The sequence below is a fragment of the Paenibacillus nasutitermitis genome, assembly GCF_014641075.1.
Classification (GTDB): domain Bacteria; phylum Bacillota; class Bacilli; order Paenibacillales; family Paenibacillaceae; genus Paenibacillus_Z; species Paenibacillus_Z nasutitermitis.
In genome coordinates, this window is record NZ_BMHP01000004.1 from 102506 (window position 1) to 115315 (window position 12810).

The 12810-nt window shown below is 54.5% G+C and carries 14 protein-coding genes; 12 read left to right on the top strand and 2 right to left on the bottom strand.

The features are described 5' to 3' along the window. From IEY46_RS25070 to IEY46_RS25115, 10 genes are all read left to right on the top strand, one after another. Positions 1–1188 (top strand): carbohydrate kinase family protein, encoded by a 1188-nt coding sequence (locus IEY46_RS25070; RefSeq protein WP_188996353.1) that lies wholly within the window; start codon positions 1–3, stop codon positions 1186–1188. A 209-nt stretch (positions 1189–1397) separates the two neighbouring features. Further along, complete coding sequence (locus IEY46_RS25075) at positions 1398–1949, top strand: D-lyxose/D-mannose family sugar isomerase (RefSeq protein ID WP_188996355.1); 552 nt, start codon at positions 1398–1400, stop codon at positions 1947–1949. 72 nt (positions 1950–2021) lie between these two features. Next, the gene (locus tag IEY46_RS25080; protein WP_188996357.1) at positions 2022–3065 is read left to right on the top strand and encodes an aldose 1-epimerase family protein; all 1044 of its coding nucleotides are present in this window, start codon (positions 2022–2024) and stop codon (positions 3063–3065) included. 49 nt (positions 3066–3114) lie between these two features. Then, positions 3115–3870, top strand: a complete 756-nt coding sequence (locus tag IEY46_RS25085; protein WP_188996359.1) for a DeoR/GlpR family DNA-binding transcription regulator — start codon at positions 3115–3117, stop codon at positions 3868–3870. A 222-nt stretch (positions 3871–4092) separates the two neighbouring features. Beyond that, positions 4093–5640, top strand: a complete 1548-nt coding sequence (locus IEY46_RS25090) for an SMI1/KNR4 family protein (RefSeq protein WP_188996361.1) — start codon at positions 4093–4095, stop codon at positions 5638–5640. A 608-nt stretch (positions 5641–6248) separates the two neighbouring features. Next, complete coding sequence (locus IEY46_RS25095; RefSeq protein ID WP_188996363.1) at positions 6249–7145, top strand: ABC transporter ATP-binding protein; 897 nt, start codon at positions 6249–6251, stop codon at positions 7143–7145. Positions 7146–7156: 11 nt separating this feature from the next. Then, the gene (locus IEY46_RS25100; protein ID WP_188996365.1) at positions 7157–7909 is read left to right on the top strand and encodes an ABC transporter permease; all 753 of its coding nucleotides are present in this window, start codon (positions 7157–7159) and stop codon (positions 7907–7909) included. 1 nt (position 7910) lies between these two features. Further along, positions 7911–9038: a sensor histidine kinase gene (locus IEY46_RS25105; RefSeq protein ID WP_188996367.1), complete on the top strand. Its 1128-nt coding sequence runs from the start codon at positions 7911–7913 to the stop codon at positions 9036–9038. Positions 9039–9054: 16 nt separating this feature from the next. Further along, positions 9055–9657 (top strand): response regulator transcription factor, encoded by a 603-nt coding sequence (locus tag IEY46_RS25110; protein WP_188996369.1) that lies wholly within the window; start codon positions 9055–9057, stop codon positions 9655–9657. Between the two features lie 87 nt (positions 9658–9744). Further along, positions 9745–10068: a hypothetical protein gene (locus tag IEY46_RS25115; RefSeq protein ID WP_188996371.1), complete on the top strand. Its 324-nt coding sequence runs from the start codon at positions 9745–9747 to the stop codon at positions 10066–10068. Here IEY46_RS25115 and IEY46_RS25120 read toward each other — a convergent pair. After that, positions 10062–11273: an anti-sigma factor gene (locus IEY46_RS25120; protein ID WP_188996373.1), complete on the bottom strand. Its 1212-nt coding sequence runs from the start codon at positions 11271–11273 to the stop codon at positions 10062–10064. The two genes, IEY46_RS25115 and IEY46_RS25120, sit on opposite strands and share 7 nt — an antisense overlap. Then, positions 11254–11769 (bottom strand): RNA polymerase sigma factor, encoded by a 516-nt coding sequence (locus tag IEY46_RS25125; protein ID WP_229750536.1) that lies wholly within the window; start codon positions 11767–11769, stop codon positions 11254–11256. The genes IEY46_RS25120 and IEY46_RS25125 overlap by 20 nt, the downstream gene beginning before the upstream one ends. Positions 11770–11942: 173 nt before the next feature. Between IEY46_RS25125 and IEY46_RS25130 the strand changes: the two genes are divergently transcribed. Together IEY46_RS25130 and def are read left to right on the top strand one after the other, a co-directional pair. Further along, entirely contained in the window at positions 11943–12182 is a 240-nt protein-coding gene (locus IEY46_RS25130; protein ID WP_188996378.1) for a helix-turn-helix domain-containing protein, read from the top strand. 5 nt (positions 12183–12187) lie between these two features. Next, entirely contained in the window at positions 12188–12706 is a 519-nt protein-coding gene (gene def, locus IEY46_RS25135) for a peptide deformylase (RefSeq protein WP_188996380.1), read from the top strand. Positions 12707–12810: the final 104 nt, after the last annotated feature.

Consider the following 12810-nt stretch of genomic DNA (forward strand, 5'->3'; position numbering starts at 1 on the left):
TTGAGCGCTCAAGCGGCGGAGGTTATTGTTGCCGGGCATATTTGTTTGGACCTGATTCCTGCCCTGCATGCCAAGGAAAGCGGCATTCTGGTGCCCGGCAAGCTGGTCGATGTCGGACCGGCTGTCATCTCCACGGGTGGCGCGGTGTCCAACACGGGCCTTGCGCTGCACCGCCTGGGGATCCGTACCAGTCTGATGGGCAAGATCGGAGAGGACTGGTTCGGAAAAGCCATTCTGGAGGTGCTGGCCGGCTATGGCCCGGAGCTGACGGAAGGCATGATCCGCTCCGAGGGCGGACACAGCTCCTACTCCATCGTCATCAGCCCGCCGGGGGTGGACCGCACCTTCCTGCACTGCACGGGTACGAACGACACGTTCGAAGCGGCTGATGTGCAGGCGGAGGCGCTTGCGGGCGCCCGCCTGTTTCATTTCGGTTATCCGCCTCTCATGCGCAGCATGTACAGCAGCGGGGGCGTGCAGCTTGGCGAGCTGCTGTCCCGGGTGAAGGGGGAAGGGCTGACGGTCTCGCTCGATATGGCGAAGCCGGATCCGGACTCCGATGCCGGTAAAGCTGATTGGCGGGCTATCCTGCAGCTGGCCTTGCCCCATGTGGATGTGTTTCTTCCCAGCTTTGAAGAAATCCTGTATATGCTGCGCCGGGAGCTTTACGATCGGCTTGAAAGCGATAACAGCACAGGCGATCTGCTCGCTTATGCGGATGGCGCACTGCTTTCGTCGCTCGCTGACGAAATGCTGGAGATGGGCGCTGCCGTTGCCGCCATCAAGCTGGGCGAGCATGGGCTGTACGTCAAGACGACGGGAGATGCCGCGCGGCTTGCACGGATGGGCCAATGCGCGCCGGCCCCTGATGTTATGGAGGAATGGGAGGGACGCGAGCTTCTGGCACCCTGCTATTCGGTTGAAGTAGCGGGAACGACAGGGGCAGGCGATTGTACGATTGCCGGATTTCTCACCGCTATGGTCAAGGGGTTGTCTCTTGAGGAGGCGCTGCGCAGCGCCGTCGGCGTTGGCGCATGCAATGTGGAGCAACCCGATGCGACGAGCGGCATCCCGCTCTGGGAAGAGGTCCGCGGGCGCATTGGCGCTGGCTGGAAGCAGCGGGACGTGACCCTGTCGCTCCCCGGCTGGCGGTATGATGCCCAAAGCGGCGTATGGTCGGCCAAGTAGGCTTGCCTCAGGCGCTTTTGCGCAGGTCGCAGGGACCTGGATAAGAAGACAAGATGAAGCTGCCTGCTTTGCGGGCTTGCCTGGGGCTGTGGAATTGTACTCAGCCCCGGTGCCATTTGTAAGTCAGATAGCAGCAGGGCGCATAAGGAAGTCCCACAAACATAGGTCAATTGGTTAGCAGCCTTTATATTAAAGGAGGTCAATTCATTATGTTAAGAAGCGAAGTGAAGCAAGCGCAGCAGCGTGCGGCAGCAATGTTCGCGGAAGCGGGCATCACGATTACAGCTGAGGAGCAGGCGGGAATTGAAGTGGCAGGTTTTGGACTGGACCGGCTGGAAACGGAAGGCCTGGAGCTTATTACTTATGTGAATACAGACCGCTACTGCGCCAAGGAGCTTGTACTCTTTCCGCGGCAAACCTGCCCGGAGCATATCCATCCGCCGATTGCCGGAGAGCCAGGGAAGATGGAAACCTTCCGCTGCCGCTGGGGCAAGGTTTTCCTGTACGTGGAAGGGGCGCCGACCGAGCAAATAGCAGCCGTGGTTCCGGCGGCCAGCAGCGCCTATTATACGGTTTTTCATGAAGTTTCACTCAGCCCGGGCGAGCAGTATACGATTGCGCCTGGAACCAAGCACTGGTTCCAGGCGGGTGACGAAGGTTCCATTGTTTCCGAATTTTCCAGCACCAGCCGGGATGAATTTGATATTTTCACGGATCCGAATATTGAGCGGATGCCTGTCATTACAGAAGACGAAGCTTAATTATCGGAGAACAAGCGTTTAAGCAGTGGCTGAAGGGATTCTGACATCCTAAAATTAGGAGTGGATATGCGGATGCGATTATATGGTAGGGAGTGGACCCGCCGCGAGCTTGAGGCACATGTCGGCAGCATCGGTCAAATCGGCAGCGTGCGGCGTATGCAGCTGACGGAAGGCAAGGAGAAGGGCGTTGAGATGATCCAGGTGCGGACCGGCGCCGGACTGGCCTATAATGTCATCCCCTCCAAGGGACTTGATATTTCGCTTGCAGAGCTGGGCGGAACGCCGATCAGCTGGCAATCCCCGAATGGAGATGTCCACCCCGCTTACTATGAGGCGGAAGGGACCAACTGGCTTCGCACCGCATCCGGCGGATTGCTGATGACCTGCGGGCTGTCCCATGTGGGTTCACCAGCAGAGGACAGCACTGGACGATATGGGCTGCATGGGCGGGTTCATCATACACCGGCCCGGCAGGTGCATGCCGCCGAGGTATGGAACGGGGATGAGCTTACGCTCAGCGTATCCGGAGTTGTGGAAGAGACGGCCGTCTTCGGATCGAAGCTGCGGCTCATCCGCACCATCTCCAGCAAGCTGGGCGAGAACAGGATTATCATCGAAGACCGGGTGGAGAATGCCGGCTTCAAGTGTTGTCCGCATATGATGCTCTATCATTTTAATTTCGGTTTTCCGCTGCTTGGCGAGGGGACGCAGTTTACGTTTCCTGAAGCGGACGTCATTCCCATAACTGCCGGAGTGCCGCCAGAAGGTTACGACATCTGGGAACAGCCAGATCCTGCCGCTGCCGAGCGTGTGTATGAGCACTGCCTCGCGTCGGGCATTGCTGATGAGTGGGGAATGGCGGAAGCGGCGATCCATTGTCCTGCCTTCCCCGGCGGAGCCGGGCCGGCCCCGCTGTCCGTCAGTCTCCGCTGGTCGGCGGACACACTGCCCCGACTGCTGCAGTGGCGGATGCCTGGAGCAGGCGAGCATGTGATGGGACTGGAACCGGCTAACTGTACGGTGGACGGAGTGCGTGGATCCGGACATTACCGTGAGCTTGAGCCCGGCGAATCGGTCGATTACAAGCTGGAGTTGAACCTTGCTTGGAAATCGTGAATAATAGATACAATCACCGAAGAGCCGTTTTGGCGGGAGGACCGCATAGATGAATATCGTGCTTAATGAGCGACAGCAGCAAATATTGGAACGGCTGAACGCGGAAGGCGAAGTGAAAATCGCTGACCTTAAGGAAACGTTCGCCGTAACGGAAATGACCATACGCAGAGACTTGGAGAAGCTGGAAGCCGCCGGATATGCGAAGCGGACCTTTGGCGGTGCTATCGTGTTCGGCAACGATATTGCGCTTCAGGAGCGTTCCGGTTATATGACCGAAGAGAAGCGGCGGATCGGGAAAAGAGCTGCCGAGCGGGTGCTGCCCGGCGAATCGATTTTTATCGACGGTGGCTCTACGACGCTTCAGGTGGCCCGGTACCTGAAACCGGCCGCCCGCATCACCGTGGTGACCAACGCGCTTAATGTAGCTGCGGAGCTGACGGGCAAGCAAATTCCGGTCATCGTCACCGGCGGAACGCTGCTGGAAACGACAGGCTCTCTGGTCGGACCGATCGCCGCTGGGACGGTGGCCGGTATGGCGTTCGACCGTATTTTCCTGGGTGCAAGCGGCGTCAGCCTGCTTCACGGCTTCAGCAACTCCAATGTGTACGAGGCGGAAATCAAGAAGCTGGCCATCAGGCAGTCCTCGGAGGTGAATGTGGTGCTTGACCACAGCAAATTCGGAGAGAAGGAGCTGGTATCCTTCGCTTCCTTTGCCGATGTGCACCGCATTATTGCCGATGACCTGCCCGATGATGAGCTGGCCAGGGTTGTCCGCGAGGCCGGCGTGGAGATTGAGCTTGGCTGATCAGGCCGGAATAGCGTCAATGTGCGAAAGACCACCGAAGCGTAATCTTCGGTGGTCTTTTGGCTATTGTACATTCACCAACTTGCCTGGAATGAGGGGAGTGGCGGGAAGGATTTGCTTACCCCGTAACGAAAGAAAGATTAGCTGCTTGTCCAATCAGGTTGCAAATAACGGACAGGGTCACTCGGAGTTGCATCTTAGCGGAAAGTGGGAATTGGTAAAATGCTCAAAACATACCTGAATGAAATAAAAACGCTGCTACAGGACGCGTTTCCGGAGATTCTGAGCGCCCTGAATCCGGGTGCTTCGGAAGAACGGTTGGATGAGATCGAAGCGAGGCTGGGAACGGTGTTTCCGGAGGACTTGCGTAATCTGTACAGGCTTCATGACGGTGAGAGAGCGGATGGGCCGGGGCTGTTCTTCGGGCTTCGTTTTCTCACGCTTGATGAACTGATATCAGAGCGGGGGGTATGGGCTGGCCTGGAAGAGGATTATGGTGAGGAAGGCGAGCATTATTCTGTTCCGGCAGGCTGGATCAAGGAGCAATATATTAACCGGGGCTGGCTGCCGATCAGCGAGGATGGCGGCGGCAACCATCTGGGCGTGGATACGGATCCGGGTGATCTCGGAATTAGCGGGCAGATTATTAATTTCGGCCGCGATGAAGAGGTCAAGTATGTAGTAGCCCGAAGGCTGTCGGACTTGCTGCAGTTCATACGGGACAAGGTGCGGGAAGAAGCGTACAGTATCCACCGTGATGATGAATATGTTCATTGGACTTATGACCGCGAGGGTGAGGTTCACTTTCTCGATGCCCTGCGCAGCATGGAACTGCCGGTTCTTGAACCGGTCGCACAAAATCCGGAGAATGGCCATGAGTTTGCCGCGCTAGATGAACAATGGGAGAAGCTGCTGACAAAGCGAGGAAGCACGGCAGATGCTTTGCGCAAAGCCAAGCAGCTGCTTTTCATGCGCAGCGGCCTGACCGGAGTCGAACCGCTTCGCCACTGTCTGGAGGTCAGGGAGCTAGTCCTCAGCATGAACGAAATCCGTGATATCGAACCGCTGACAGGCTGCAAGCAATTGAAAGTATTGTATCTGGGAGGCAATCCGATCCAGGATCTGAAGCCGCTTCAGTCCTTGCCGGAGCTGCAGAAATTGATCCTGACCAGGACGGAGGTGCGCGATTTGTCGCCGCTTTGCGTTTTGCCGAAGCTGAAGGAACTAAACGTCGAGCATACGCAGCCGGATAGTCTGACTCCCCTGCAGTCGATCAAGAGCTTGCGGTCATTATCGGTCTCAAGTCCGGATTCAGGGCAAATCCGCGAAATCGCCGCTTTGCGGTCGTTGACCCATTTGTCGATATCCGGTTTTGAGGTTCTGCGGCAGCAGGATATGGAGCCTCTTGGCAATCTGGCCAAGCTGCTGTCGCTTGAACTGGAGAACGAAACGCTCGACAATTTGGATTTTTTGCGCTCCTGCGGGAAGCTGTCCCTGCTGAAGCTGAAGGCTGTGTCAGTGGAGGATATCCATGCATTGGCGGAGCTCACCGGCCTCAAGGAGCTGACGCTGGAAATGAGCCCGCAGATCGGAAGATTGGAATCCATCGCGGATTCCCCTTCACTGAGCCGATTCACCGGCTCATACCAGCAGTTTAATATCCTGAAGGATCTCGCCCATCGCCATGTGGATTTTTCCTCCATGATTGGAGAAATGACGGAGGAGGAGAGCGGGGTCTGGAGACAGTTTCTTAAAGATCGGCGTGCTTAAGCAAAATAAAAGTAAGTAACCGCTGGAGTTGCTGTTAAGCAGAAGGTGTCGGAATGGCCGCGTTTTCCTGAACTAAAAAACAACCCCATAAAATTAGTCGGCCCCCGCTGAATCATCAGCGGGGGCCATTTGTTTGTATGAATCGCGTGTGCTGCGCCGTCAAGCCGATTCAATCGGGTTGGCGGAGCGCTTATGCGATGTATATAATAGCGTAACATTTAGGTCTTCGATTCACTTGCACGAAAACAACGAAAGCCCATACCTCTCAGTCGTCCTTGCGGTTCCAATGACCGCGCCAGTTTGAATCCGTGTTCCTTAAAGCAGCCGTTGATAGAAGGAATGTGTTAACTGGATGGGAGGATAACCATCTTAACTAAAACTAAATCGGGGAAAACCATGAGGTTACACTACATATAGATCTATATCGTAACACAGATATATTTACTTTGTCAACAAAATCTTATTCTGTTCATGCCGCCGGATGACACTTGTCATACGCAACTCATTACATTCATGAATTCCCGATTGAAATGGGACTTGGTAAGATGGAATCAGCCAGTAAACAGCAAAAGCATCAACTTGATGCATGTGATGAGGAGTGAGCATAGATGACGGAAGCGATACAATTAGAACAGGTTACCAAGATTTATAAAGGTAAGAAAGCCGTGGACAGCTTGACCATGACGATCGAGAAGGGCAGCGTCACAGCGCTGCTCGGCCCCAATGGTGCCGGGAAAACAACAACGGTGTCGATGATACTCGGCCTGCATCAGCCAACCAGCGGGCGAGTCAGACTGCTCGGCGGAGATCCCCGCGAGACACGGATTCGCGACCGGATCGGAGCTATGCTCCAGGATGTCAGTGTGATCGATAATCTGAAGGTTCACGAGACCATTAATCTGTTCCGCCATTATTATGAGAAGCCGCTGGCGCTCGAGCAGTTGCTGCGCATTTCCGGCCTGGAAGAAGAGAAGAACAAAATGGCGACGGCGCTCTCCGGCGGCCAGCAGCGCAGACTCGGCTTTGCGCTGGCAGCAGCGGGCGATCCCGAGGTGTTGTTTCTCGATGAGCCGACAGTGGGCATGGATGTGACCTCGCGCCAGCTGTTCTGGGATACGATACGCGCCATGGCGGGTAAGGGACGGACTATTGTTCTGACGACCCATTACCTGGAGGAAGCGGACAGTGTGGCCGACCGGATTGTTGTCATTAATAATGGTCAGTTGATTGCCGACGGCACGCCAAGCGAAATCAAGTCGGAAACGGCGGGCCGTGTTATCTCCTTCACGGCGGGAGCTTCCGTTACGTCGGAAGCCCTTGCGGCCATGCCGGGTGTGACTGACATTCAGTGGAGCGGACGCAAGGTGCGGCTGTTCAGCGGCAATACGGACCGGTTGATTGCCGCCCTTATTGAGAAGCGGCTCGACATGCGGGATATTGAAATTCAGAGCGGCGGATTGGAAGATGCCTTTCAGGCGCTGGTCCAGCAAACTACCTCGAAATAGGAGTGATTCATATGAAAAATGCCAGTATGCGCGCGACATGGGCACAATGCAAGGCGGAAATGATAAGAACGGCACGGAATAAACGATTTGTTTTTTTCTCCATCATTATGCCGGTCGGTTTCTTCTTTATCTTCACCAGTACAATGGGAAATAATACGGTGGGGGAAACGGATTGGGCTTCCTACTATCTGATGTCGATGACGGCATACGGCGTAATTGGAGCCAGCTTGATGTCCTTTGCCCAACGAATTTCCAAGGAGCGTTCCCAAGGCTGGGTTAGAATGCTGCATATTACCCCTCTGCCTTCCTGGTCGTATCTTGTATCGAAGGTAGCCGCTCAGGCGGTCATTAATCTATTCATTATTGCCGCGATGTTCATTGTTGGCGGAATCGGCAAACAAATTGCGCTTTCCCCTGCAGTCTGGGTGGAAAGCGGGCTATGGATCTGGATCGGGGGCTTTTCCTTTATGGCGCTTGGCACGCTGCTCGGAACGATACGCAATGCGGATGTCGTTCAAGTGGTCACGATGATTATCTATATGGGGCTCTCCATACTCGGAGGCTTATGGATGCCGACTTCCACGATGTCTGAGACGCTGCAGAACATTGCCAAATTCACACCGACCTTCCGGCTTGGTCAGGGGGCATGGAACCTGGTTGGCGGCGGTTCGATCGACTGGAGCGGCGTTCTGATTCTGGGTGCTTATGTGCTGGTGTTTATGTTATTATCCTCTTATATCCTTAAAAAACGGGAAGCGGTGTAATATGGCGCAAACAGGCGTGCGGCCCCGGTCAGGGCCGCCCCGTTATTTTTCATTTATCTTTTTATTTTATTTGGCGTTTCCGCTCTATGAGCTGTGGCAGCGCCCGCTGAGCGAGCTATTGGCGGGCCTTTCCCTCATTGCAGTGTTTGCAGCCCTCTATCTGTACAGCTCGAGGGTGAATCGTGGAAGGCTTGTGTCAGCGTTGATCCAGCTGATCATTATCGCGTTGTTCTGCTTGCGTTATGGGGAGGGTTTCCTGTACATGGCTTTTTTTCCATCCCCTATCATCGGCATGGTATCGACTAAGAAACAGCTCAGCATCGGCATCGGTGCATTGCTGACGCTGTTTATCGGAATAGGCCTGTACGATAAAGTTTATCAACACGCTGATGAAATGATTCAGCTTGTACCGGCGATGCTCGTGATGCTTTTCATGCCGTTTGCCATGCGGCTGGGGCAAAAATCCCGGGAGCTTCGGGAGAAGCTCCATATGGCGAACGAAGAAATCGCACGCCTCTCCAAAAATGAGGAACGTCAAAGAATTTCCCGGGACCTGCATGATACGCTCGGCCATACCTTGTCTCTGATCACACTCAAGAGCGAGCTGGCGGAGAAGCTGATCGTCAAGAATCCACAGCGCGCAGTGCAGGAGGTAAAGGATATTCACGTTACCTCGCGTGCGGCTCTGAAGCAGGTACGGGAGCTGGTATCCGGAATGAATACCGTGACGGTCCGGGACGAGCTGGTTCACGCCAAGCAAATATTGGCGGCGGCCGATATTGTACTGGATGCTGCCAATGGCGAAGATGCCTCTACGGAGTCCCCGCTTGCAGACAATATACTAGGCATGTGCCTGCGCGAAGCGGTGACGAATATAGTGAAGCACAGCAGCGCAAAAGTATGCACAGTGGAATGGATGGAGGAAACAGACTTCTTCCGTCTAAGGGTTTCCGATGATGGCAGCGGGATCGATCCGGCCTCGGGCAGGGGGATAAGCGCAGGCAACGGCTTGAAAGGAATGAAGGAGCGTCTTAAGCTGGTCGAAGGCAATTTGAATATTGAATCTTTGGATGGCCGTGGAACGACTGTGACTTTCACGGTGCCGCGCGTAGCCAAAACGATCGGGTAAGGAAGCGGGGTTGAACATGAAAGTGATTGTCGCAGAAGATCAGGCGATGCTGCGGGGGGCGCTGAGCGCGCTGCTTGATCTGGAGGATGATATTGAAGTAATCGGTCAGGCGGAGGACGGAGAAGAGGCTCTTGCCATGATTGTTTCGCTTATGCCTGATTTGTGTATCATGGACATTGAAATGCCGAAGCTTAGCGGGCTGGATGTAGCGGAACGATTAAAGGAGCAGAAGAATCCCTGCAGCGTAGTGATTCTGACCACCTTCTCGCGGGCGGGTTATTTTCAGCGGGCGATGCGTGCCGGAGTGCGGGGGTTTCTGCTTAAGGATTCCCCGATCCATGAGCTTGGCGAGGCACTGCGAAGTGTAGATCGCGGTGGACGTGCAGTCAGCCCGGAGTTGGCCTTGACCTTCTGGGAGGCGGAGAATCCGCTCAGCGAGCGTGAACGCGAGGTGCTGAAGCTGGCAGCGGAAGGGCTGACAGCCGTCGATATTGCAGCCCGGCTTTTTTTGACATCGGGTACGGTACGGAATTATCTCTCGGAGGCGATCCAGAAGCTGGAGGCCAAGAACCGGATCGACGCCATTGGCATTGCCCGGAAGAATGGGTGGCTGGATTAACGAAGCCGCTCAAACAAAGCCCCGTTCGCAGGCAGGAACGGGGCTTTTTTAGTTCCGCTGGACAAAACCAAAGGCGGTCTCCAATTTGTGCTTGCATGCAAAACGATGGTTATGAATAGCAGGCAGAACGTGATGATTGCCATTATTATAGCCGCTATTACCCTTGCCTCTGTTTTCTCCGTTGTACTCTATTATAATGTGGCAACAGACAAGACATCGTTTGTTCATCTCGTTGGCGCAGAAACGTCGAATATATGGGTTCAGACCAAATCAGCTGTTATTTACTGTTATCCACAGACTTATCCACTTATCCATACCATTGAAATTAAGGCTGTGCATATGTTTCAGAAACCACATTCACATATCCACAGTTTCGGTTATCCACAGGGGGATAACCTTTCTCGTCAATAGCTGTATTCCACGCCGCTGGCTTGTTGCTGGTCCCAGTTCCACCAATCCGTCATGCCCACCAGCGGCACCGTGAATTCGGACTCCTGCTTAAGCTTGAGAAGCTCTTTGGTCGGACCCGTCACAACAGCCCCGTACAGCTTCACCCCGTTCTGCTTCATGTAGTTATAACGCTCCTCCATAGTCAGCTTCCTGACCTGCGGATCCCGGGCGTTGTTGCGCATAAGGGCCTCTGTCAATTTGCTGTGATCGATCAGATATTGGATTTCTCTCAGATAGGTCTCCGCCCGCCGCTCGCCCTCCCCATTCACTTCAATGGACGAGAAACCGGGATCATCGCCATACCGCAGCACCCCCGGAGCGTAACCGAATACGAGTCCTGTTCCAAGCAGATGATGGTTTGCGGAAAGAGAGCTCTCAACGCCGGTATCCACCGCAAACCAGGTGGTGTCGAGGTCATATTTATCGATAATCGCAAAATATTCATCATGCGTAAGCAGGTGCCGGAACGAGACTGCCAGCTGGGACACGGTGCCTTCCGGCAGTTTCGCAAGCGTCACCCAGCCATTCTGGCTTGATGGCTGCGAGGCCTGATCGGCAGCGGCTTTTGGATATTGAAAAAAGAAAGAAGTCGTATGCTGCCCTCCGGTCCAATCATAACGGCTGGATACTTTGGAAAAAAACAGGTTTTCCCGGAAATAGCCGACGCTCCTTTGATTTCTGCCAATCTGCTCGCGAAGCTCATAACGGCTTGTGAAGGTAAGTAGCGTGGTTCCGGTCGAGGAATTCCCGGCAATAACTCCCGGTTTGGTAAAGGAGATCACATCAGAGGTGACGCGTCTGATGGCTTCGGCTTCCGGACCGAACCAGCGGGTGGCAAAAAAGGTATTCGCATACGTATATAGGATCAGAACTACGAAAATGGCCGCCAGTGTCGTGAAGGTAGCTGAAACGACAGAGAACCGGCTTCGCCATTTGCCCCGGCGCATGATCCGGGTTTGCAGATCGACAGGCAGGCCGGAGCCGGCTTCAGGGTGCTGGTCGGAAGTGCCGGGAGAGTGCCCCAGCAGAAGCAGCTCCAGCTGCCCGGCAAAAGCTTCGTTCTGCTCCAGCTCGCTGCGCAGCAGCTGGATCTCCTCTTCGGAGAGCTCTCCCCGTAAATAAGCGTTCAGCTTGTTGTTTAATTGTTCATCGGTTGGTTGAGTCATCGTTATCTTTCCTCCATAATTGACGCAATTTTTGCCTGCCGCGATAGATTGAAATTTTTACGTCGGCCAGCGGGATATCCAGAATCCCGGCAATTTCGTCATAGGTAAGCTGATGGTAGTAGAGCAGCAGCAGCGACTGATGCTGCTTATGCGGCAGCTCTCCTGCAAGCGCCTCGAACTTCTCGTGCAGTTCCCGGTCGAGCAGGCTGTTCTCAGGTCCGCTGCTGAGGGAACTTGCCGTTTCCGGCTGTGTGTCAAGGGGGACCTCCCGGCGGCGGGCTTTCTTGCGCTGCCAGTCGATAAAAGCGTGATAGGCTACCTTGTACAGCCAGGGGCGGACTTTCCCGCCCTGATAGGTGTCCAGAAACCGGAAAGCGCGAAAGTAGGTTTCCTGGGTGAGGTCTTCAGCCGTGTGTCTGCTGCCGGATAGTTTATACAGATATAGGTATATGTCATTCATATGTTGGCGGTATAGTTCATCCAAACCCGCAGTCACAACCGCTTTCCCTCCTTCCGCCCTCGCATAGGTTACATCATACACCACGTTGGCAGGCTCGAAAAAGTTACAGGGGCGAATAGGTTTACTTCTCTTTGCGGGTGACATAATATTAGGTAATACCTAATAAAATTAATTATTACCTAATTTTTTCGCGAATAGGGAGTGGTGTTATGCTGGAATGGATGCTTCGACAAGTAATGGCGGAGCGGGGAATCTGGTCGGGAGTGGCGCTTGGCCGTCTGCTGATAGAAAGAACGGGGTACCGGCTGTCCGCGCCTTCCATCAGCGCCCTGCTGAAGGGAAATCCGAAGCAGATGAAAGCCGATACGCTCGATGCTTTATGTACGGCTTTGGACTGCAAGCCTAATGATCTCTGGGTGCATACGTCCGATCAGGTGAAAGGAGCATAAAGAGGATGAGTGTTAAAGAAATTTTGCCGTTCGGCGATCCTATCCTCCGCAAGAAAGCCAAGCCGGTCGATGCGATCACGCCCAGAATCATCAAGCTGCTGGACGATATGGCCGAGACGTTATATGCTTCCGATGGGCGGGCGGGTCTGGCGGCGCCGCAGGTGGGCATACTTCGCAGAGTCGTTGTGATGGATTGCGGCGAGGGGCTGATTGAGCTGATTAATCCGCAAATCATCCGTGCAAGCAGGCAGCAGATCGGGCCGGAGGCCTGTCTCTCTTTTCCCGGCTATGCGGGCATCGTTCAAAGGGCGCAGGAAGTCGCGGTGCGGACGCTGAACCGGGCGGGGGAGGAACGGGTGATCGAAGGAGAAGGTTTTCTCGCCCGATGCATTCAGCATGAGGTGGATCATCTGGACGGCATTCTGTTTATCGATCACGTGGAGGAAGATACGCTGTATCACGAGGTGACGAATCACCGCATCAGCCTGATGGAGGTCAGAAGAATTGCCGGTACTTCTCCTTAACGAGGTGAAATAGTAATGGCGTTAAAAGCGATATAAAAATCCCTGGGGCCTTAGGCTCCAGGGATTTTGGCTCGTATGTCCGATTCCCTTCACAGAGGGAGTCG